This window comes from Serratia marcescens, from assembly GCF_029846115.1.
GTDB lineage: Bacteria > Pseudomonadota > Gammaproteobacteria > Enterobacterales > Enterobacteriaceae > Serratia > Serratia marcescens_L.
The window spans coordinates 4,251,344-4,271,813 of sequence record NZ_JARVZZ010000001.1; the positions used below are offsets into that span (position 1 = coordinate 4,251,344).

General features: G+C 60.0%; 20 protein-coding genes. 9 read left to right on the forward strand and 11 right to left on the reverse strand.

Features of this window, described 5'->3' with window-relative positions:
* Positions 1-59: 59 nt before the first annotated feature.
* The gene (locus QDT79_RS20340) at positions 60-410 is read right to left on the reverse strand and encodes a cyclophilin-like fold protein (protein ID WP_107226596.1); all 351 of its coding nucleotides are present in this window, start codon (positions 408-410) and stop codon (positions 60-62) included.
* Between the two features lie 233 nt (positions 411-643).
* Between QDT79_RS20340 and QDT79_RS20345 the strand changes: the two genes are divergently transcribed.
* Positions 644-1,543 carry a LysR family transcriptional regulator gene (locus tag QDT79_RS20345; protein WP_107226483.1) on the forward strand — a complete coding sequence of 300 codons (900 nt, stop codon included), beginning with the start codon at positions 644-646 and terminating at the stop codon, positions 1,541-1,543.
* A gap of 85 nt (positions 1,544-1,628) precedes the next feature.
* Here the strand turns inward: QDT79_RS20345 and QDT79_RS20350 are convergent, their stop codons facing one another.
* On the reverse strand, positions 1,629-2,201 hold the full coding sequence (locus tag QDT79_RS20350) for a hypothetical protein (RefSeq protein ID WP_308316987.1): 573 nt from the start codon (positions 2,199-2,201) through the stop codon (positions 1,629-1,631).
* Positions 2,202-2,330: 129 nt separating this feature from the next.
* Here QDT79_RS20350 and QDT79_RS20355 point away from each other — a divergent pair, with 129 nt between their 5' ends.
* Positions 2,331-3,221, forward strand: coding sequence for a LysR substrate-binding domain-containing protein (locus QDT79_RS20355; protein WP_063989294.1), 891 nt, complete (start codon positions 2,331-2,333; stop codon positions 3,219-3,221).
* Here the strand turns inward: QDT79_RS20355 and QDT79_RS20360 are convergent.
* The 7 genes from QDT79_RS20360 to QDT79_RS20390 form a co-directional block, all read right to left on the reverse strand.
* Complete coding sequence (locus QDT79_RS20360; protein ID WP_063989293.1) at positions 3,218-3,946, reverse strand: PA1136 family autoinducer-binding transcriptional regulator; 729 nt, start codon at positions 3,944-3,946, stop codon at positions 3,218-3,220. The two genes, QDT79_RS20355 and QDT79_RS20360, sit on opposite strands and share 4 nt — an antisense overlap.
* Positions 3,943-4,818, reverse strand: coding sequence for a glyoxalase III HchA (gene hchA, locus QDT79_RS20365; protein ID WP_060425936.1), 876 nt, complete (start codon positions 4,816-4,818; stop codon positions 3,943-3,945). Before hchA ends, QDT79_RS20360 begins: the two co-directional genes overlap by 4 nt.
* Positions 4,819-4,919: 101 nt before the next feature.
* Complete coding sequence (locus QDT79_RS20370) at positions 4,920-5,687, reverse strand: ABC transporter ATP-binding protein (protein ID WP_063989291.1); 768 nt, start codon at positions 5,685-5,687, stop codon at positions 4,920-4,922.
* Positions 5,674-6,684 carry a FecCD family ABC transporter permease gene (locus QDT79_RS20375; RefSeq protein WP_063989290.1) on the reverse strand — a complete coding sequence of 337 codons (1,011 nt, stop codon included), beginning with the start codon at positions 6,682-6,684 and terminating at the stop codon, positions 5,674-5,676. The genes QDT79_RS20370 and QDT79_RS20375 overlap by 14 nt, the downstream gene beginning before the upstream one ends.
* Before the next feature lie 43 nt (positions 6,685-6,727).
* Positions 6,728-7,804 carry an ABC transporter substrate-binding protein gene (locus QDT79_RS20380; RefSeq protein ID WP_233221869.1) on the reverse strand — a complete coding sequence of 359 codons (1,077 nt, stop codon included), beginning with the start codon at positions 7,802-7,804 and terminating at the stop codon, positions 6,728-6,730.
* A gap of 46 nt (positions 7,805-7,850) precedes the next feature.
* A complete protein-coding gene (locus QDT79_RS20385; protein WP_308316988.1) occupies positions 7,851-8,249 on the reverse strand; it encodes a hypothetical protein in 399 nt (132 codons plus the stop codon).
* Positions 8,250-8,265: 16 nt separating this feature from the next.
* A complete protein-coding gene (locus tag QDT79_RS20390; RefSeq protein ID WP_308316989.1) occupies positions 8,266-9,636 on the reverse strand; it encodes an MFS transporter in 1,371 nt (456 codons plus the stop codon).
* 334 nt (positions 9,637-9,970) lie between these two features.
* Here QDT79_RS20390 and amiA point away from each other — a divergent pair, with 334 nt between their 5' ends.
* Positions 9,971-10,801: an N-acetylmuramoyl-L-alanine amidase AmiA gene (amiA, locus tag QDT79_RS20395; RefSeq protein ID WP_308316990.1), complete on the forward strand. Its 831-nt coding sequence runs from the start codon at positions 9,971-9,973 to the stop codon at positions 10,799-10,801.
* A gap of 54 nt (positions 10,802-10,855) precedes the next feature.
* Positions 10,856-11,908, forward strand: coding sequence for a porin (locus QDT79_RS20400; protein WP_308316991.1), 1,053 nt, complete (start codon positions 10,856-10,858; stop codon positions 11,906-11,908).
* 66 nt (positions 11,909-11,974) lie between these two features.
* Here QDT79_RS20400 and QDT79_RS20405 read toward each other — a convergent pair whose 3' ends face one another.
* Entirely contained in the window at positions 11,975-12,805 is an 831-nt protein-coding gene (locus QDT79_RS20405) for an alpha/beta fold hydrolase (RefSeq protein ID WP_038877959.1), read from the reverse strand.
* A gap of 199 nt (positions 12,806-13,004) precedes the next feature.
* Here QDT79_RS20405 and QDT79_RS20410 point away from each other — a divergent pair, with 199 nt between their 5' ends.
* The 3 genes from QDT79_RS20410 to QDT79_RS20420 all read left to right on the forward strand — a co-directional run bounded on the left by QDT79_RS20410 (position 13,005) and on the right by QDT79_RS20420 (position 17,357).
* Complete coding sequence (locus QDT79_RS20410; protein WP_308316992.1) at positions 13,005-14,429, forward strand: coniferyl aldehyde dehydrogenase; 1,425 nt, start codon at positions 13,005-13,007, stop codon at positions 14,427-14,429.
* Positions 14,430-14,688: 259 nt separating this feature from the next.
* The gene (katG, locus tag QDT79_RS20415) at positions 14,689-16,884 is read left to right on the forward strand and encodes a catalase/peroxidase HPI (RefSeq protein WP_308316993.1); all 2,196 of its coding nucleotides are present in this window, start codon (positions 14,689-14,691) and stop codon (positions 16,882-16,884) included.
* A 113-nt stretch (positions 16,885-16,997) separates the two neighbouring features.
* Entirely contained in the window at positions 16,998-17,357 is a 360-nt protein-coding gene (locus tag QDT79_RS20420) for a DUF805 domain-containing protein (protein ID WP_060420345.1), read from the forward strand.
* 262 nt (positions 17,358-17,619) lie between these two features.
* On the opposite strand, the gene QDT79_RS20425 is transcribed toward QDT79_RS20420, so the two are convergent.
* Positions 17,620-17,802: a hypothetical protein gene (locus QDT79_RS20425; protein WP_308316994.1), complete on the reverse strand. Its 183-nt coding sequence runs from the start codon at positions 17,800-17,802 to the stop codon at positions 17,620-17,622.
* 38 nt (positions 17,803-17,840) lie between these two features.
* Between QDT79_RS20425 and QDT79_RS20430 the strand changes: the two genes are divergently transcribed.
* Together QDT79_RS20430 and QDT79_RS20435 are read left to right on the forward strand one after the other, a co-directional pair.
* Positions 17,841-18,740: a VOC family protein gene (locus QDT79_RS20430; protein WP_063989283.1), complete on the forward strand. Its 900-nt coding sequence runs from the start codon at positions 17,841-17,843 to the stop codon at positions 18,738-18,740.
* 41 nt (positions 18,741-18,781) lie between these two features.
* Complete coding sequence (locus QDT79_RS20435) at positions 18,782-20,071, forward strand: alginate export family protein (RefSeq protein ID WP_063989282.1); 1,290 nt, start codon at positions 18,782-18,784, stop codon at positions 20,069-20,071.
* The last annotated feature ends 399 nt before the right edge of the window (positions 20,072-20,470 follow it).

Sequence of the window (20,470 nt, forward strand, 5' to 3'; positions counted from 1 at the left end):
ACGGCATAAGGGGATGGGACGGTGATAAGGGAAAAGCGCGGTGCGGAAGATGTTGCAGGTCAGTCTGCGGCCCTAATCTGTACCGCTAGCGGTCCGCGACGCTCCAGGGCTGGCAGTCCGGAATCGATTTTCCCTAGCGGGATCAGTGAACGGGCGTAAGGTCTGCCCTGGACAAAAATCGCCAGATTGCCCCACGGCGTATAGAAAGTGATATCCCCGGCTTCCGGCGTCATGCCGTCCGGTGCGTGTGCCGTGGAAAGCCTGCGTGGCAGATTGCTGATGCGCTCAATATCGGCATAGTCTTCCAGCGTCAGGCTGAGGGGAAGCAGTGACGCAAAATCCCGTCCCGTTGGCGTGTCAAAAAGGGTAGCGGTGGCGGTTTCTCCATCCACAATGATCTCAATTTTCATAAGCGTCTCCCGTGCTCCTCCTCGGTCATGGCCATCCGCCATAACGGACTGCGTGACGAAAAGCAGGCCGGCAAGGAGGGTCAGCAACAGTGACGTTCTGCGGTGGGCGTTTTGCATAAAGGTTAACGTTGACTTTTTCATTCCGTTATTGTTACCAATATGCAGCGGGTTAACTAGCTAATGAATACTTAATGCCCTTATAAGTAAAATTTATAAATAGACTGGAAATGAACATGGCCAGACGTAATCTCAACGATTTACTCTCTTTCATCACCGTGGCGCGGGAAGGCAGCTTTACACGCGCGGCCGCGCAGCTTGGTGTGACCCAGCCCGCACTGAGCCAGGCGATTTCCGGATTGGAAGAACGGATGCAAATCCGCCTGCTGACGCGAACCACGCGCAGCGTGTCAGTGACTGCTGCAGGGGAACGCCTGCTGCAGTCTGTGGGCCATCGCATTGATGAGATTGAGGCCGAGTTGGACATGCTGACGGCACTGCGGGATAAGCCTGCTGGGATCGTTCGGATTACCTGCGGGCCGAACGTGCTGAAAACCACCCTGCTGCCCAAACTGACACCGCTGTTACGCGAATATCCGGATATCCAAATTGAGTTCGACGCCAACCACGGGTTCCGGGACATCGTGGCGGACCGTTTTGACGCAGGTGTGCGGCTCGGAGACACCATCGACAAGGATATGATAGCCGTACCTATCGGTCCGAAAATGCGCATGGCAGCGGTGGCCGCCCCTGAATATTTCGCTCTTCATCCTGCCCCTCAAACACCACGCGATCTCACGCAACACATCTGTATCAATGAACGGATGGTGCGTTCCGGGAAAATATATGCCTGGGAATTTGAGCAGGCGAGCGGCAAGTTCAATGTCCGGGTTCAAGGACAATTAACTTTTAATACATCGGATCATGTTGTTGATGCTGCGCTGGCCGGGCTCGGGATTGCCTTTTTACCTGAAGAGGAATTTGGTTCGCATATTAGCGAGGGGCGTCTGATTCGAGTACTTGAACCCTGGTGCCTGCCATTTCCGGGTTACTATCTGTATTATCCCAGCCGTAAGCAACCGTCTCCGGCGTTTTCTCTCGTTGTTGATGCATTACGGATTAACCGAAAACTCTGATGCTGAAATTATCTGAATAATATCCCCACAAACACCAACAGGCCCGCCCCGCCCCCCAAGCAGGCCTTTGTCCCTCCGCAATGTCTCAGCCTCGATCCCGCTCTGCAACCCGCGCCATCAACGCCCCCAGCAACGCCAAATCGACCAGCAACGCCAGCGCGAAACAGCTCCCTCTCACGCCCGGCGCGGCGTAGGTTTGAATCAGCAAAGCGGCAACCCCCACGGCCACGATGGTCACCACCGTCGTCAGCCGGCACGCCACGGCGAACGCCGTTTTCTCCCCCACCGCCGTGCGGTAGGCTACGCCCTGCCCCAGGCCGCCGAGGGCGATGCCCGCCAGCAGAACCGGCCAGTCGTGGCCACCGAACAGTATCAGCAGCGTCAATAGCCATCCCGCCGCCGCCAGCAAAAAGCCGTAGCGGAGCATAGCCAGCGCAGGCCGGTTCCGCAGCGGCTGCCAGCGGGCCAGCGCGGCGCCGCCGAGAAACGCCAGCGCCAATGCCGTCAGCAGCATCAGCGTTGCGCCGATGCCCAGCAGGCTTTCGGTCTTCAGCAGCAAGGCGCCCGCGGCCACCGGCACGCTGAGCGCCAAGGCGCTCGCCGCCGTTCCCGTGTGTTCCATGGCGCCTAAGGCGCCGTTGTTGATATAGAGGCTCATCGTTCACTCCCGACATGATAGAAATGATGAAATAAATTCATTTCCCTGTTCACATGTCAGTAGCCTATCTCTTGTATAATCGGTCAGACAAACTCATAGTTTTCAGCCTTAGATGAGAATAACTCAGCCATGAGAAAAACCCGTTTGCCGCCGCTGGGCGCGCTGCGCGCCTTCCACGCCGTGGCCGGCTGCCGCAGCTTCAAACTGGCCGCCGAGGCGCTGGGCGTCAGCGCGACGGCGGTCAGCCATCAGATCAAGCTGCTGGAATCGGTGTTGGAGTGCCGGGTGTGCGAGCGCAGCGCGCAGGGCGTCAGCCTGACCGAGACCGGCGAGATCCTGTATGCCGGTACCCAGCGCGCCTTTGCCGCGCTGGAGCAGTCCGTTGCCCAAATCACCCGCGCCCAGCAGCCGCCGGCGCTGACCGTCACCACCACCTCCAATTTTCTCACCCACTGGCTGGTGCCGCGCCTGGCGGATTTCAAGGCGGAGTTTCCCGCCATCGATCTTCGCCTGCACACCAGCGTCGAGCGGGTGGATCTCAACCAGCGCACCGTGGACGTCGCCATTCGCTACCGTGAAACGCCGGAAAGCGATCTGCACTGCACCCTGCTGCATGAGGACCGCTTTATCGTGGTGGCCAGCCCGGCGCTGGCGCTGGAGCGCAGCGAGGATTTGCAGCGGGTAACGCTGTTTCACGTGGCGCATCGGCAGGTGCCCGCCGACTCGCCGACCTGGGAAAACTGGCGGCGGCGCTACGGGCCGGAAGGGTTGAACGTGGAAGCCGGGCTGACCTTCAGCGATGAGACGCATGCGCTGCAGGCGGCGGTGGCCGGCCAGGGAGTGGTGATCGCCAGCCGGCTGCTGGCGCGCGATTTATTGCAGCGCGGCGTGCTGGCCGCGCCGTTCGAGACGGCGTTACCCGGCGCCAACTATTATCTGGTGGCCACCGAAGAAACCGCGCAGCGCCCCGATATCATTGCGCTGCGCGAGTGGTTGCTGCGGCAAATGGCGGCGGGCTAACGGCTCTCGGGGGCGATTTCCCCCAGGCGGATCGCCACGCTGATCGCCTGCGCGGTGGTGGCGGCGCCAAGGCGCTGGCGAATGCGCCGCAGGTGGTTTTCCACCGTGCGTTCAGACAGGCCGAGCATCGCGGCGATATCCGCCTGCCGCCGGCCGATGGCGGTCCAGCTCAGCACCTCGCGCTCGCGCGCCGACAACCGCCCCTCTCCCTCGCCGGCCGCCGGTGCGAACAGCCGCCGCGCCGCCTGAAAGGCCGCCGAGCCTACGAGCGACAGCGCCAGCCGCACCGGCGGCGAGGCATCGATGCGCTCGCCCCCCAGGCTGACGGCGCCCTCCAAACCGGCCGGGCCAAATATCGGGATCTGCACGCCGTGCAGGCCCGCGCCGCGCGGCGTGCGCACAATCCGGTAGCGCTCGCCCTGCTCCGCCCAGGTTTTGGTCCAGAAAAACGGCTCGCTGACCCGCAGCATATGCCGGGTCACCGGGCAGTGCCGCACGTAGGTCAACGCATCGACGGCCTCGCCGTCGCCGAACCAGTCGCCCTCGACCCAATAGATATGCTCGATCCCCGCCTCCGCCGCGGCGGAAGCGGAAAACAGCACAAAGCGATCGAAGCCGAACGGCGCGGCGAAGGCGCGAACCCGCCCCTGAATGGCGGACAGGGTTCGCTCGTGGTCCATCGCCAGCGCCGCCTGGAAAGCGCGCTGTGCGATCTCGTCGCTCATCGCGCGGCGACGTCGGCCAACAGCGTCTCCGCCGCCAGCTTGCCGAGGTTGTTGGAGGCCAGCGGGCTGTCGCCGGTCAGCAGGCGCCGATCTTTATGCACCTTGCCGGTGATGTCGGCGTTGACGATCTTCACGCCCCGCTCGCGCAGGCGTTCGCCCACCAGCCAGGGCATCGGGCCGGGGATGTAGCCGATGTCGATGTTGGCGCCGGTATCGAGCGAGTCCGGGAACACGCACATTTCATAACCGCGATAGAGGAAATCGTCTTTGCTCTCGCCGATACCCGCCGCCAGCAGGCCCGCCGGCCCGTGGCACAGCGAGATCACGTAGCGATCGTTGTCGTGCGCCCAGTGCAGGGTCTTTTTCACCTCTTCGCTGAACGGGATATCATTGAGCACGCCGTGGCCGCCGGGGATGAAAACGCCGAGGTAGTTGCCGCCGTCCAGATCCTTCACCACCTCCGTCAGCTTTTTCGGCTGCTTGAGTTGGCTGCGGTACTTCTCGTAGGTGGCCTTGACCGCGTCGTCTTCCTGCGGGAACGCCCACATCTCCAGCTTCACCGGATCGCCGGACGGCGTGGCGATGTCGATCTCGAAACCGGCCAGATCCAGGTGATACATCGGTAACAGCATCTCGACCGGGTGGTTGCCGGTAGAGAAGAACTTGCCGTTTTGCATCAGCAGGTAGCGCTCCTGCGAGGCGATCATCAGCACCTTCCACTTGCCGCCGCGATAGGCGTTCGGGTAGCTGGCGCCCGCGAAGTCGGTTTTGGACGAGGTGTACTGGCTGAGGGAGTAAGGCGATGGGAAGAACGCGTTGTCTTCCGCCACATCCGGGGTGGGATTACGATCGTTGGACACTGAATCAGTCATGATTATCTCCATATTCACCGTTACGTTGCCCTTTCAGCTTAAATAACCGCCGGCGGGGCCGCAATGAGGGATATCCCTCAAGCAATCTTTGCAGCCGAAACTCAGGCGAGATTGCGCAGAGCGATAATAAAGGTTTCTTCGCCGGCGCCCTGGTGTTCATAGTGGCACTTTCTTACCGGCACCCGAAAATAGCGCTCCAGGATATCTTCCCGCAGCACAGCGCTTTTAACGCCAAACAACGACTGCCGTTTTGTCATCAGTAAACACTTGTCGGAGATGCGTTCGGCGTAATTGAGGAAATGCGTATTCAGCACGATCGTCATCTGCCGCTCTTTGGCGAGGCGCCAGAGCATCTCGATCATTTTTGCCTGATTGTAAAAATCCAGGTTCGACTCCGGTTCATCAAGGATCATGACGTCAGGATCTGCCATCAGCGCCTTGGCGAAATAACACATCTGCAGTTCACCGCCGCTGATCTGATCGATGCTTTTCTGCGCCAACGGGCCGATTTCCAGGGATTGCAGCACCGCCTGCGCCCTGGCGAAATCGCGCTTTCCCGGCCGGGCGAACAGTCCGGCCTGACGAACGCAGCCGAAAGTGACAAACTCGAGTACGCCATAGGAAAAATGTGGCGCCTTCGCCTGCGGCACATAGGCCAGGCGTGCCTCTCGATTATCGACGCGGCCGATCTCGCACCAGCCGGCGCTGGGCCGACACAGGCCCGCAATATTTCTCAGCAGCGTCGTTTTGCCGGCGCCGTTCGGGCCCAGCACGCTGAGGATCTCGCCGCGCTTAAGCTCGAAGCTGACGTTGTCGAAAATGGGCTCCCGCCCTTTGAAACCAAAGGATAGCCGGCTAGCGGTGATCATATCGATTACCCATAATAAAAAGCGTGGCGAAAAGCGGCGCACCGATCAGCGCGGTCAGGATGCCGATCGGGATTTCTGCGTAGGTGGCGCCTCTGGCGATATTGTCTATCACCAGCAAAAACAACGCCCCGCTCAGCGCCGAGGCCGGGATCAGGCGGCCGTGGTTATACCCCAGCACGCTTCTCACCAGATGCGGGATCACCAAGCCGACCCATCCCACCACGCCGGCCAAACTCACCGAGGCGGAAACCAGCAAGGAGGCGGCGATCAGCAGCAGGATCTTCAACCGGGGCGGATTCAGGCCGGCAATGCGCGCCTCGTCATCCCCCAGCGAGAGAATGTTCATTTTCCATCTGAGCCGATAGATTGTCAGGTAACACGCCGCAAACAGCGGGATTAGCCAATAGACCTGCGCTTTCGCTACCGAAGCGAAGCTGCCCATCAGCCAGAAGACGATCGCCGGCAAGGTATCCTGCGGATCGGCGACATATTTTATGACCGAGACAAACGCGATAAACAACGACGCGATAATCATGCCGGACAGGATCGTCGTCAGCGCATCCTGCCGGCGTTTCAGGCGGCAGATGCCGAGCACCAGCAGCAGGCTCACCACGCCGAAAAGAAACGACAGCATGGCACTCAGGGCAAAAGGCAAACTCAATAAAATGCCCAGCGCAGCGCCAAAGGCGGAGGCGGAAGACGTGCCCAGCACATCCGGGCTGGCCAACGCGTTTTTCAGCACCGCCTGAAAGGTCGCGCCGGCGACCGCCAACCCACCGCCCACCAGCATCACCGCCACCACCCGCGGCGCACGCAGGTTAAAAATCACCGAATAGCGGGCCTGGTTTTCCCCCGGCATGTTCCCCTGCCATAAAATCTGCACCACATCATGGGCCGACAAGGCGTAGCGGCCGGCAAACAGTGATGCGACGGCGACTACACACAAGGCCAAAAACAGCCCCACCAGGATCGCCACATATTTTCCTCTGCCCGGCATCCCCAAGCTCCCCCCATTAAATGAATGCTATTCAACCGTGGCACTAGCGCTGTGCCAGCACCTCATCCAGCAACCGGTCCGGGATGGCATAGGAGAACATCGTCTGATAATAGCGGCGCGTCTCCTCCCGCAGCGTCTTGTCGCTAATGTCTTCAGGGGCATAGCGGTTGATCATAAACAGCGGTAGCAGTGACGTTTCCGCCGACAGGCCCCCCCAGTTGTGAATGCCCACCGGCGTCGAGAAAACCTTGCCGTTTTTTACCGCCCTGAGCGTTTCCCAGGCCTGACCGGGGATCCCCCCGTGCAGCAGCGCTTTGGCGCTGCCGAAAACCACGAAAATCACATCCGGGTCCCAGGCCATGATCTGCTCCATCGAAACGTTGATGTACCTGCCGGCATCCCCTTTCACCGGCAAATCCCCGGCGACGTTGTCCATGCCGGCCATTTTCAGGTAGGTGTCGCCGTAGGTATGCGGGCCACTCACCTTCAGCTGCCTGCCGTCACTTTCTTCGAGATACAACGCCCTGACGTGCTGCGCATGGATGGCTGCGGCATAGGGGCGGATCTGCTTCAGGGTCTTTTCCCAGGCGTCTTTGAATTTATGCGTGCGCGGCAGGCCGAGCGTGTCGGCGAACGTGTTCTCCCAATATACCTGGGTGGCCATCGGCTGGTATTTTGTCTCCCCGCCGGCATCCAGATCGACGGTCATCACGCCCGCCCTTTCCAGCCGATCGTCCTGGCTTTTGCCGTAGTAATAAATAATGTCGGGCCGTAGATTCATTAACGACTCCATGTTGACCCGGTAGTCCTTATTGATGAAGGCGGAGGTTATCCTGCCGATGTCAGGCTTCATGTCCTTCAACACATGCCTATCGGCATGCATGAACGCCCAGGGCCCCACGCCGACGACGTGCCGGTAGGCCGCCTCGTTCGCCAGGATCACGCCGAAGGGGCAGTTGCCGGTGATGACGATCCGCGGGTAGCTGCCGGGCAGCGTTTGCGCCGCCACGCTTTGTGGCGGTTCGGCCGCCGCCGGCTGGCCGGCGGTGGCGCAAGGCGCCGTCGGCAAGGCGAATATTGCCAGCAGAGCAGTGGCGATAAATTTCACTGTGACGCACATGGTGCCTCCTGTGCGCACGCTCGGCGGCGTGCGTCGATGGGCTGCTTTAGGCCGACGCGGCGATGCCGGCGGCCATGATGGTGATCCCGGCCACAAACACGATTGCCGTGGTGGCGACCGCGCCGCCGCCGACCAACGCGGCGGTTTTTCCTGTGGAAAGGTCTTTGCGTTGCAGGAAAGAGAGCTGCGACAGGGGAATGATTTTTCCGCTGTCGGCAACCAAGTCTTTCGGTTCAACCTTCGCCACCGTCAGCTCGCCGCCGCTGCCGTCCTTCAGACCATATTTCAATTGGTCGCCGACATAGACCGGCGGCTGCAGCAGGTAATATTGGCTATTGAGCCCCGTCTCTTTTTGTTGCAACGCCACGTCGTGGTAGGTCGTGCAGCCGGCAAGGGAAAACGCCGCCATCCCGATAATCAACGGCACTAATGGGATAAATCGCATGGGAAACCTCGTGCTTCTATTTGCTGGTTTTTAACGTAACGGCGGACTTGAAGCGCATATAGCTCACCACCAGAGAAAGGAACGAGAATGCCGCCCCCGCCATTAAACTGATATTCGTCGCTTGCGCGCCCCGCATATTGAAGAAAATCGCCACTAACGCCGAACCGACGATTTGCCCAATCAGCCGGGAGCTGCCCAGCAGGCCGCTGGCGATGCTGCTGTTTTCATGGGAGACCGACGTCATGATCAGCAGGTTGTTCGGTGATTGAAACAGGCCAAAACCGATGCCGCACAGCGCCACGCGCCATACGATCGCCCCATTCGACGGATCGCTGGGCAGATTGGCCATCAGCAGCATGCCTGCCAGCAGACAGGCAAGGCCCGAGAGGGCAACAAGATTGGGATCGTACTTCTTGGCCAAATCGCCGGAAATTAGCGAAGACGCCATGGTGGCCAGCGGCCAGGCGGTCAGCAACAGACCGATATCCACCACGTTTCTTTGCAGGACATTGTGGAAATAGAAAGGCAGCGATACAAAAGCCAAAAGCTGGGTGCTGTAGGACAGCATCGACATCAGCAAAGACAATGACAGCGTCGGGTTATGCAGCATCGCGATCGGGATCAGCGCGGCGTTGGCCTTTCTTTTCTGATTGATATACAGCAACCCGGCCAGCCCGGCGAATACCGCAAAGCTGAGCGCCGCCGCCGGCAGATGGTGGGTGGTCATGCTCATGGTGCTGAGCGAGAAAGCGATGAACAGCACAAACACCAACAGGGCGCCCCCGCGGTCGAATCCAACGCTGCGCCGCTCGCGGGGGGCCAGGAAGATCAGGCTCAGCAGCAGCGACAGGCAGGCGATGGGAACATTGATGGTAAACAGCCAGTTCCAGCTCGTTTGCGAAAGTATCGCCGAGGCGATGGACGGCCCGGCGGCGGCGGAAACCGACACCACCATCACGTTTATGCCCAGGCCGCGCCCCAGCAGCCTTTCCGGGTATATCTCCTTGATCAGCGCCGCATTGACGCTGAGCACCGCCGCCGCGCCGAAGCCCTGTATTACCCTGAATGCCGTCAGCATCGACAGCGTCGTGGACAGCGCGCAGCCCAAGGATGAAAAAGCGAACAGCACCACCCCGGCTATAAAGATCTTTTTATTGCCCACCGCGCGGCCCAGCGCCGCGAAGGGCATCAAAGAGGCAACGACGGCAAACTGGTAGGCATTAATAATCATGATGGAGGCCGATTCGGAAACGCCGAAATCTTTGGCGATCACCGGCAGCGCCACGTTGGCGATGGTACTGTCGAGCATGGCGATGACCGTGCTTAACGAGACGGCGAGAACGGCGAATATATTTAATGTCTCTTTTTCCTGGTGTTTAAAAGTCATGTTAACGCTCCAAAAACGTGAGTGGCTTCATGCCGGCGGCAAAGACCCCGTTTTTTATCCGTTTTAGTAATTACGTTATAACATATCAATTAAAGAGGAGAATAAATCTCATTTGAAATATTGGATTAAATAGTGTGTCAAAATAAGAATTAACAAATACAAAACAAATAAATATCAATACGAACATTCAATAAACAAAATAAATGCAGTATAAAAAACCAGTTGATTTAAGGAATGACATTAAAAGTAACAGCCGCTAACAGACAACCTCGCCGGCGCGTAAATTTGTTATGTTATAACAATAACACCCTTCCCTTTTATGCTGGTTACCCTTATGGCTAAGACGGACTTTTTGAACACCCGGTTATCTCGCCGCAGAATGATGTTGGCAGGGCTGGCAACCTTGGCGCTGAACGGCGCCATTTCCCCGCTGGCTCACGCCCACGGTTTGCCGCGCCCCACACCTCACGGGGCGCGAAAAAGATTCCTGGTCATGTTGGATCCCGGTCATGGCGGCATCGACTCCGGTGCCATTGGCCACACCGGTTCACTGGAAAAACATGTCGTTCTGGAGATCGCCAGAAATGTGCGTGCACAGCTCGATCGACACGGCATCGATGCCCGCCTGACGCGCGACAGCGACGTTTTTATTCCACTTTACGATCGGGTGGAGATCGCGCACCGGCATGGCGCGGATCTTTTCATGTCCATCCACGCCGACGGTTTTACCTGCCCCAGCGCCTGCGGCGCTTCGGTTTTTGCGCTTTCCAATAAAGGTGCCAGCAGCGCGATGGCAAAATACTTATCGAACAGTGAAAACGCGGCGGACGATCTCGCCGGCCCTAACGTCATCAAGAAAGACCGCTATTTGCAGAAGATACTGTTTGATTTAGAGCAGACGGAAACGATCAAAGAAAGCCTGGCGCTGGGCTCACACCTGATTCAACATATTGCGCCCATCCATCATTTGCATGCCAAAAATACCGAACAGGCGGCCTTCGTGGTCTTAAAGTCCCCGTATATTCCTTCCGTTTTGGTGGAAACCTCTTTCATCACCAACCCTGAGGAAGAAAAGCTGCTCGGCACTCCCGCCTTCCGAAATAAAATTGCCACGGCGATCGCTCAGGGGATCGTCAGCTACTTTAAACGCGAAACGCACGCTTAAGCTTCGCCGGGGCGGCAAGCTCACGGGCTTGCCGCGCACAGGGACGGTGCCATCATGATAAAACGCAATCCTCGTTATTTTTCGGCGGGCATGCTTTTCCCCCTGCTGGCCTTGTTACCGCGCGGCGCCTTCGCCGTGTCGTTGACGGGATCGCAGCAAAACAGCCTGAATTTCTACGGCACGATTATCGCCAGACGCTACAGCGGCCACAACGAACGCGACGACGGCGACCGCAGCTACCTCTATTTCGGCCTGATAGGCAAAAAAAAGATCGCGCCGCGCTGGCGGGCCTACGCCCACTGGGAATATACCGTCAGCTTCGCCGACGCGACGCGCAACAGCACCCGGCTCGCCTATATCGGCGTGCAAAACGCCGCCCTGGGCAGCCTCGATATCGGCCGCAACTGGGGCGTGCTTTATGATGTGACCGCCCTGACCGATCGCTCTCCGCTGTTTAGAGAGATGGCCTACAACTACATCGACAACTTTATGCGCGGCCGGGCGCATAACCTGCTCACTTACCGCCAACCTTTCAGCCTGTTTCAGCGGCGCGCCGCCATCGCGCTGCAATACCAGTTCAAAGACGGCGACGAACGGCAAGCACCGGGCAAACAAAACGGCAACGGATTCGGCGCCTCGTTCCGTTATGCGCTGACGCCGACGCTCAGCCTCATCGCCGCCGCCTCGGCGTCTCAAACCACGCAGCGGCAGCAACACGCCGCCGGTTATCGCCGGCGCATCGACACGCTGGCCGAAGGGGTTCTCTATGCGTCGAAAAAAATCTATCTTGCAGCCGTGTTCACCCAAAGCGACAACGCCATCAGCCCGCAACAAACCGCTAACCGCGGTTCGGCGTCAAGTTACGAAGCGCTCGCCAAATATCGGCTGACGGACCATATCCAACCCAACATCGGCTACACCCGTTTGATACAGGCCCGAGCAGGCCGGAACACGGACTTATTGAACTATGAGGAGTTGGGGGTCACCTGGTTGCTCAACGGCAATATGCAGGTGTTCATTAACTATGAATTCAATAACCTTTCGCAGCACGCGCCCGGCGTCGATGCGTCAGACAAGCTCGATATGGGCATCAGCTATCATTGGTGATCCGCTCGCCCGCAGCCAATAAAAAGCCCCGCCCGGTAAGGGGCGAGGCTCGCGAGCGTTGAGTCTTTAACTGTTCACGAACGCCAGCAGATCGGCGTTGACCTGATCGGCATGGGTGGTCGGGATGCCGTGCGGCGCGCCCTTATAGGTATGGAGCGTGCCGTTTTGCACCAGCTTGGCCGACAGCACGCCGGAGTCCTGATAAGGCACCACCTGGTCGTCGTCGCCGTGGATCACCAGCACCGGAATGGCGATCTTCTTGAGATCCTCGGTGAAATCGGTCTGCGAGAAGGCGACGATGCCGTCGTAGTGCGCCTTGGCGCCGCCCATCATGCCCTGGCGCCACCAGTTCCAGATGATCGCCTCAGACGGTTTGGCGCCCGGGCGGTTATAGCCGTAGAACGGGCCGGCCGGCACGTCGTAATAGAACTGCGCCCGGTTGGCGGCCAGCTGCGCCTGGAAATCATCGAACACCGCTTTGGGGGTACCCTGCGGATTGGCGTCGGTTTTTACCATCAGCGGCGGCACCGCGCTGATCAGCACCGCTTTGGACACCTTGTCCTCGCCGTGGCGCACGATATAGCGCACCACCTCGCCGCCGCCCGTCGAGTGGCCCACGTGCATCGCGCCCTGCACGCCCAGGTGTTTTACCACCGCGGCGACATCATCGGCGTAGTGGTCCATGTCGTGCCCTTCCGACACCTGGCTGGAGCGGCCGTGGCCGCGGCGATCGTGCGCGACGACCCGGAATCCTTTGTTCACGAAGAACAGCATCTGGGCATCCCAGTCATCGCTGGACAACGGCCAGCCGTGGTGGAAGTAGATAACCTTGCCGTTTTTGGGGCCCCAATCCTTATAGAAAATCTCGACGCCATCGCTGGTCGTTACGTAACCCATGTTGTTTCTCCCATTTACACTATGGTTAAAAAAGAAGGTATATACTGCGCGCGGCGCCGGGATCTCTGGCTCCCTCATCCCGGTTGGCCGACGATCTTGCGTTGATCGTTTAACGAGTATAGGTTTAAAGCTCACTTTAAGGTCAAACCGGGTTAGGCAAACCGCATTCCCGCTTTCACTCGGCATCAGGAGAATTCAAGTGCAGGGAGATGACATCCTCATGACGCTGGAGCAACGGCTTGCCGCCCAACGTCATGCCTTCCTGCGCGACGGCGCACCGACGATCGCTCAGCGCAAAACCGCCCTGCGCCGCCTGCGGAGCGCCATTTTGGCCGAGCGCGGCGCGCTGACGGCGGCCGTCAGCGCAGACTTCGGCCACCGCTCGCCTTACGAAACCGACATCCTGGAGATCCTGGTCACCGTGCAGGCGATCGATTATCTGCTGCGCCACCTGAAGCGCTTTATGCAGCCGGAACGCCGCCACGTCGCCCTGCCGTACCAGGCCGGGCGCGCCTATGTGCAATACCAACCTAAAGGCGTGATTGGCGTCATGGCGCCGTGGAACTACCCGTTTTCGTTGACCTTCATCCCGCTGGCCACCGCCCTGGCCGCCGGCAACCGCGTGATGCTGAAACCTTCGGAGCTCACGCCGCGCACCAGCCAACTCATCGAAACGATGCTGGCGGCGCTGTTTCCCGCCGATGAGGTCGCGGTGGTGACCGGCGGGCCGGACGTCGGGGCCGGGTTCAGCACGCTGGCGTTCGATCACCTGGTGTTCACCGGCAGCACGGCGATCGGCCGCCAGATCATGCAGGCGGCCGGTAAAAATCTGGTGCCCTTGACGCTCGAGCTGGGCGGCAAAAGCCCCGCCGTCGTGGCGCCCGGCGCGCTCACCGCCAGAACCGTTAACAGCCTGGCGTTCGGCAAGCTGTCGAACGCGGGCCAAACCTGCATCGCACCCGATTACCTGTTGATCCATCAGGACGATGTGGAAAACTTTATCGCGCTCTACGACGCGGCGGTCAAAGCGTTTTACCCCGACGGGCCGACGAGCCATGACTACGGCGCCATCATCAACGACAGGCACTACCACCGTTTGCAGGATCTGCTCACCGACGCCCAGGCGCGGGGCGCGCGGATCGTTCCGGTGGGCCACCGCCCGGACTCGGCGGCGGAACGGCCGAAAACCCTCGCCCCCACGCTGATCGTCAGCGCCCCCGACGACAGCCGAATCATGCAAGAGGAGATCTTCGGGCCGCTGCTGCCGATACGCACCTACGCCGCCTTTGATGAAGCGATCGACGTTATCAACGCCGGACCGCGCCCGCTGGCGCTGTACTACTTTGGCCCAGGCGGCCCCCTGCAGGACAGGCTGCTGACGCGCACCACCTCCGGCAACGTCAGCGTCAACGCCACCCTGCTGCATTTTGCCCAGGACGATCTGCCGTTCGGCGGCATCGGCCCCAGCGGTATGGGGGCCTATCACGGCATCGAAGGATTCCGGGCGCTGAGCCACGCCAAGGGCGTCTTCATCCAAAGCCGCTGGCACTTCACCGATCTGCTGCGCGCACCGTTCGGCAAGCTGGCGGACACGGTGCTCAAGGTGATGCTGCGGCGCCGATAAGGCGGCGTGCTAGCTATCGATAACACAGCCATGAATCGCCGCAAGCTATCACAGTATTCAATCATTCCTATTTTATCTCTCCGCCGCCGCTGACTAAGCTTAGCCATGAGTCGCCCTGTGCCCGTTAGCGGCCAAGGCGATGTGATTTCATTGAGTTCAGTCATTTAGCGCAACACCCGACGCAAGCCTGACCCGCATGCCTTGTTAACCGCTCCACGCCCGGCGGCTGGAGCACCTTTACGGAAGCAGAGAGCGCATCATGACAACTGAAAGCAAATGCCCGTTTTCGGGCGGCAAGCAGCCCGCACCGCAAGACGGCCCCACCAATCAGGATTGGTGGCCTAATCAGCTCAGCCTGAAACCGCTGCATCAGCACTCCCCCCTGTCCGATCCGATGGATAAAGACTTCAACTACGCCGATGCCTTCAACAGCCTCGACCTGGCGGCGGTCAAACAGGATCTGCACGCCCTGATGACCGACTCGCAGGCATGGTGGCCGGCGGACTTCGGCCACTACGGCGGCCTGTTCATCCGCATGGCCTGGCACAGCGCCGGCACCTACCGCATCGGCGACGGCCGCGGCGGCGCGGGCGAAGGCCAGCAGCGCTTCGCCCCGCTCAACAGCTGGCCGGACAACGTCAGCCTCGACAAGGCGCGCCGCCTGCTGTGGCCAATCAAACAGAAATACGGCCGCAACATCTCCTGGGCCGACCTGATTATCCTGACCGGCAACGTGGCGCTGGAATCGATGGGCTTCAAAACCTTCGGCTACGCCGGCGGCCGCGCCGACACCTGGGAGCCGGACGACGTCTACTGGGGTTCGGAGAAGATCTGGCTAGAACTGAGCGGCGGGCCAAACAGCCGTTACTCGGGCGACCGTGACCTGGAAGACCCGCTGGCGGCGGTGCAGATGGGCCTGATCTACGTCAACCCGGAAGGCCCGGACGGCAACCCCGATCCGGTGGCCGCCGCGCGCGACATCCGTGAAACCTTCGCCCGCATGGCGATGAACGACGAAGAAACCGTGGCGCTGATCGCCGGCGGCCACACCTTCGGCAAGACCCACGGCGCCGGCCCGGCGTCTAACGTCGGCGCCGATCCGGAAGCGGCCGGGCTGGAGTCGCAGGGCCTCGGCTGGCACAGCACCTTCGGCACCGGCGTTGGCAAAGACGCCATCACCAGCGGCCTGGAAGTCACCTGGACCACCACCCCAACCCAGTGGAACCACGACTTCTTCCGCCACCTGTTCGAATACGAATGGGAGCTGAGCCAAAGCCCGGCCGGCGCGCATCAGTGGGTAGCAAAAGACATCGGTGAAACCATTCCCGACGCCTTCGATCCGAACAAAAAACGCCGCCCGACCATGCTGACCACCGACCTGTCGCTGCGCTTCGATCCGGCCTACGAGAAGATTTCGCGCCGCTTCTATGAGCACCCGGAAGAGCTGGCCGACGCCTTCGCCCGCGCCTGGTTCAAGCTGACCCACCGCGATATGGGGCCGCGCCCTCGCTACCTCGGCCCGGAAGTGCCGCAGGAAGAGCTGATTTGGCAGGATCCGATCCCGGCGGTCGATCATCCGCTGATCGACGAGCAGGACATCGCCGCGCTGAAAAACGCCGTGCTGGCTTCCGGCCTGCCGGTGTCGGCGCTGGTCTCCACCGCCTGGGCTTCCGCTTCGAGCTTCCGCGGTTCCGACAAACGCGGCGGTGCCAACGGTGCGCGCATTCGCCTGGCGCCGCAAAAAGACTGGGCGGTCAATCAGCCTGCGCAGCTCGCCGCGACGCTGGCCAAGCTGGAAAGCATCCAACGCGCCTTCAACGATGCGCAGACCGGCGGTAAGCGCGTCTCGCTGGCGGATCTGATCGTGCTGGCCGGCGCCGCGGGCGTGGAACAGGCGGCGAAGCACGCCGGCTTGACCCTGACGGTGCCGTTCGCGCCGGGCCGGATGGACGCTTCGCAGGAACAGACCGACGTGGACTCTTTCGAGGCGATGGAGCCGCTCGCCGACGGTTTCCGCAACTTCCTGAAGGGCAAATACCGCGTGCCGGCCGAAACGCTGCTGGTCGACAAGGCGCAGCTGCTGACCCTGACCGCGCCGGAAATGACGGTGCTGGTCGGCGGGCTGCGGGTGCTCGGCGCCAACGTCGGCGGCACGCAGCACGGCGTGTTCACCCAGCGGCCGCAGGCGCTGACCAACGACTTCTTCGTCAACCTGCTCGACATGGGCACCACCTGGCACCCGGTCGGTGAAGACGGCCTGTTCGAAGGGCGCGATCGCCGCAGCGGCGCGGTCAAGTGGACCGGCACCCGCGTCGATCTGGTGTTCGGTTCGCACGCGCAGCTGCGCGCGCTGGCCGAAGTCTACGGCAGCGCCGACGCGCAGGAGAAGTTCGTCCACGACTTCGTCGCCGCCTGGAACAAAGTGATGAACCTCGATCGTTTCGATCTGGCCTAACTAAGCGACAGCACAAAGCCCGCCACGGTAAGTCGGCGGGCTTTTTAATCATTGATGCATATCTTTATCGCAATCTCGTGCTGACGTTGGCTAACCGCAGCCAAGGAGATGGCATGATAAAGACATCGGACAGCGCTCACCCGCTCTTCAGCAGTTACAAAAAGACCTTCACTTACTCAGGCCGCGAAAGCCGTGGGCCTTACTCAATGCTGCTTTTGTGCCAGCACGTTTGGTTTCTGCTTTATCTCGCCGTTATCGCCAGCAAGATGAATGAGATTTCCATTTTCGCGCTTGCGGCGTTTTTGCTGCCTATGCTAGCGGCCAATGTGCGCCGTTTGCATGATGCGGGTTACTCCGGTGGTTGGTGCCTGACATGGTTCTGCTTCACACCCTATGTAATGCTGATCTTCGCGCTGTTCCTTCCCGCTAAGAACATCAATAACCCTTACGACGATCGCCCAAACCTGGCGTAAGCCCCCTCAACGGCCTGCTTCGGCGAGCCATGGCTGGCGCCGCGATATTCTCTTTACCCGCTTATTCGTATTTACTCAACAAGTCATATAAAAATTTGATGGGCAGCAATTCTTTTAATGCTGTATTTATATTTAGACGGCAATGAAGACCGTAAACTCAGCTGGCTAATGCGATATATCCTATCCAGGAGAAGACCGTTATGGATTATTATCGATTCGCCTCAACATGCGCCAAGGCGGGCCTTATTCTCATCGCCGCCCCTTAGCGGCTGCGGGCGCGGCCGCCAAAGGCGCTCACCGTTTTTATGCCAATAAAAAAAGAGGTTCTGCACCTGGGTGATATTTTCCTGGGCGCCAGACGCTCGCCCTTCTTTAATGCTTCACCCCGCGCGCTGCGCTTTTCTTTTTTATTTTTCAACCGCCGGGAAAGGTCATAGGAAATCACACTTTACTCAGGAAAATAACCGCGACCTGGAGGTCATCATGCAACATATTATCGGTATTTCTTCTCGTCGGCTGAGGATATCGGCCCTTGCGCTGCTGCTCCCGGCGATGTCCTGGGCGGCCGATACGGCGTCTCTCGCCGTGGGGCCGCAATATGACACCACCCACGTCTACGTCGAACGCGGCAAGATGGATGCCTTTGTCGACAGCATCCTGAAAACCTTCGGCGGCACCCGCACCGAACGCGTGCTGGTCAACGTCACGCCCACGCCGAGCGAAACTTACTCCCAGCTGATACTGACGCCGGCCGGCAGCTTCTCGGTGTTCGATTTCAAAACGCCGATCCCGCACCCGTTCGGCACCGAGCGCAACGGTTTCCTGGTCAGGGATATGGACGCCGCCATCCGCCAGGCCAGGGCCGCCGGCGCCGATGTGCAGGTTGCGCCTTTCGACGATCCGATCGGCCGCGACGCAGTGATCCAGTGGCCCGGCGGCGTCAACATGCAGCTCTATTGGCACACCAAGGCGCCCAACTATAAGCCGCTGCTGAGCGTGCCGGAAAACCGCCTGTATCTCTCCGCCTACCGCGTCGACGATTTCCTGAAAAGCTACCAGGCGTTCTCGCACGGCAAGGTCGTGAGCGACGAACTGGTCAGCGATACGGCGATCGGTCGCAGCGACAACGGCAAGATCCGCCAGATCGCGCTGGACTCCCACTTCGGCAAAACGCGCATTTTCGTCACCGACGGGCATCTGCCTTATCCGTTCGGCCATGAGCGCACCGGCTATGGCGTCGACGATCTGCCGGCCACGCTGGCCAAAGCGACGGCCAGCGGCGCGCAGGTGCTGTGGCGCTCGACGGCGGCGGAGCGGCGCGCCTCGGCGCTGGTGCGTTTCCCCGGCGGCTACATCGCCGAAATTCACCAGACGGCTAAATAAACCCAAGGCGCGCTGCGGCGCGCTTTTTTCTTCGGATATCCATGATGAAACGCACGCTTCCCGCACTGTTGCTGTTCTCCACGCTCCCCGCCCTGGCGGCGGAGCCCGCCGCGTCTCCCTGGAAAAATATCCCCCTGGGCGATGCGGCCACCCTGTCTTTCGACGGTTCACTGCGCGAGCGCTATGAATGGACGGATCAACGCGATCTGAGCGGCGGACGCGACGACACCTTCATGCAGCGCCTGCTGATTGGCGCGCGCCTCGACTACGGCGACAACTTTGGCGCCTATGTTCAGTTGGGATCGTCACTGGCCACGCCGCGCGATCGCGGGCGCAAGCCGACCGACGAAGATCATGCCTATCTCGGCCAGGGCTATGTGGACTTAAAACTGCCCACCGCCTACGGCCTCGGCACCCTGCGAGTCGGCCGCCAGGAGATTGCGCTGGGTTCGCTGCACCTGATGGGCACCCGCGACGGCCCCAACGTGCGCCGCGCTTTCGACGCCGTCCGCGCCAGCTGGGCCAAGGATAAAAACCGCCTCGACGCCTTTATCGGCCACCCCGTCACCCTCAAAACCGGCAGTTTCGACGACGATACCGACAACAGCCAAAAGGTGTGGGGGCTGTACGGCACCACGCCGCTGGCCGCGCTGGCTTCCTCGCTCGATCTCTACACCTTCGGCTTTGAGGATAGCGATGCCCACTACGCGCAGCTCAGCGGGCAAGAGCGGCGCTATACCGTCGGCGCGCGCATTTTCGGCGCAGCGCAGGGATTCGACTGGGACAACGAGGCCGCCTGGCAGTTCGGCAGCGCAGAACAGCGCGACATCCGCGCCTGGTCGGCGTCGGCGCACGCCGGGTATACGGTGAGCGACTGGCGCTGGCAGCCGCGCTTTGGCGGCAAAATTGGCATCGCCAGCGGCGATAAAAACGGTCACGATGGGCAGCTCAACACCTTCAACGCCATGTACCCCAAGCTGCCCTACCTGACCGAGAACGGGCTGGTGGCGCCGGCTAACCTGATCGCCATCCATCCTTCGGTCACGATTACGCCGTGGCAAACCCTGTCCATCGATTTCAGTTGGGACGCGTTATGGCGGCAACGCCGCGAGGATGCCTTCTACCTCGGGCCGATGCGCCCGGTGAAAGGCAGTACGCAGGGCTCGCGCTTTATCGGCAATCAGTACCAGGTCGAAACCACCTGGACGCCGAGAAGCGATCTTCAGTTCAAGGTGGCCTATGTCTACTTCGACGTCGGCCACAGCCTGCAGCAGCATGCCGGGCTGAAAAACATGAATTTCGTGCTGGCGCAGGGCACCTACCGTTTTTAAGTATCAGGCAAGTTAATCGGTGTACGCGGGTGCCCTTAATAATCCCGAACTCAATAATGACGTTCGCCGGCGAGTAGCCACCTCTATGCATTGCGGCAATGGCGGCCACTCGCCGCTATTCAAAGATAAAAGTTAAAGAAAAGCAAAAAGATATATCAGCCACCTAAACTTCGCGAGCCAATTACAGAGTAATATTAAATAAAGGTTTAATTCCACCTGGTCATTTAAGAACGCCTTTTACGCATATCTTATGTAAAAGATTCATATAAGAATAACTCATTAATAAAATAATTATGCCTATACTGCTTTCAGCCAACCATTGCGCGCCATTAATTCCTCACCGTGATTAATGATAAGGACATATCCCGCTTGAGTGCGATATTCAAGCCAGACCAAGGA

Bases quoted from the DNA above. Each gene is read 5' to 3' on its own strand.
- QDT79_RS20350 (WP_308316987.1), bottom strand. From the start codon at position 2,201: ATGAGCCTCTATATCAACAACGGCGCCTTAGGCGCCATGGAACACACG.
- QDT79_RS20340 (WP_107226596.1), bottom strand. From the start codon at position 410: ATGAAAATTGAGATCATTGTGGATGGAGAAACCGCCACCGCTACCCTT.
- QDT79_RS20385 (WP_308316988.1), bottom strand. From the start codon at position 8,249: ATGCGATTTATCCCATTAGTGCCGTTGATTATCGGGATGGCGGCGTTT.
- QDT79_RS20380 (WP_233221869.1), bottom strand. From the start codon at position 7,804: ATGTGCGTCACAGTGAAATTTATCGCCACTGCTCTGCTGGCAATATTC.
- QDT79_RS20430 (WP_063989283.1), top strand. From the start codon at position 17,841: ATGCAACATATTATCGGTATTTCTTCTCGTCGGCTGAGGATATCGGCC.
- katG (WP_308316993.1), top strand. From the start codon at position 14,689: ATGACAACTGAAAGCAAATGCCCGTTTTCGGGCGGCAAGCAGCCCGCA.
- QDT79_RS20400 (WP_308316991.1), top strand. From the start codon at position 10,856: ATGATAAAACGCAATCCTCGTTATTTTTCGGCGGGCATGCTTTTCCCC.
- QDT79_RS20345 (WP_107226483.1), top strand. From the start codon at position 644: ATGGCCAGACGTAATCTCAACGATTTACTCTCTTTCATCACCGTGGCG.
- QDT79_RS20360 (WP_063989293.1), bottom strand. From the start codon at position 3,946: ATGAGCGACGAGATCGCACAGCGCGCTTTCCAGGCGGCGCTGGCGATG.
- QDT79_RS20370 (WP_063989291.1), bottom strand. From the start codon at position 5,687: ATGATCACCGCTAGCCGGCTATCCTTTGGTTTCAAAGGGCGGGAGCCC.
- QDT79_RS20375 (WP_063989290.1), bottom strand. From the start codon at position 6,684: ATGCCGGGCAGAGGAAAATATGTGGCGATCCTGGTGGGGCTGTTTTTG.
- hchA (WP_060425936.1), bottom strand. From the start codon at position 4,818: ATGACTGATTCAGTGTCCAACGATCGTAATCCCACCCCGGATGTGGCG.
- QDT79_RS20390 (WP_308316989.1), bottom strand. From the start codon at position 9,636: ATGACTTTTAAACACCAGGAAAAAGAGACATTAAATATATTCGCCGTT.
- QDT79_RS20355 (WP_063989294.1), top strand. From the start codon at position 2,331: ATGAGAAAAACCCGTTTGCCGCCGCTGGGCGCGCTGCGCGCCTTCCAC.
- QDT79_RS20420 (WP_060420345.1), top strand. From the start codon at position 16,998: ATGATAAAGACATCGGACAGCGCTCACCCGCTCTTCAGCAGTTACAAA.
- QDT79_RS20405 (WP_038877959.1), bottom strand. From the start codon at position 12,805: ATGGGTTACGTAACGACCAGCGATGGCGTCGAGATTTTCTATAAGGAT.
- QDT79_RS20435 (WP_063989282.1), top strand. From the start codon at position 18,782: ATGATGAAACGCACGCTTCCCGCACTGTTGCTGTTCTCCACGCTCCCC.
- amiA (WP_308316990.1), top strand. From the start codon at position 9,971: ATGGCTAAGACGGACTTTTTGAACACCCGGTTATCTCGCCGCAGAATG.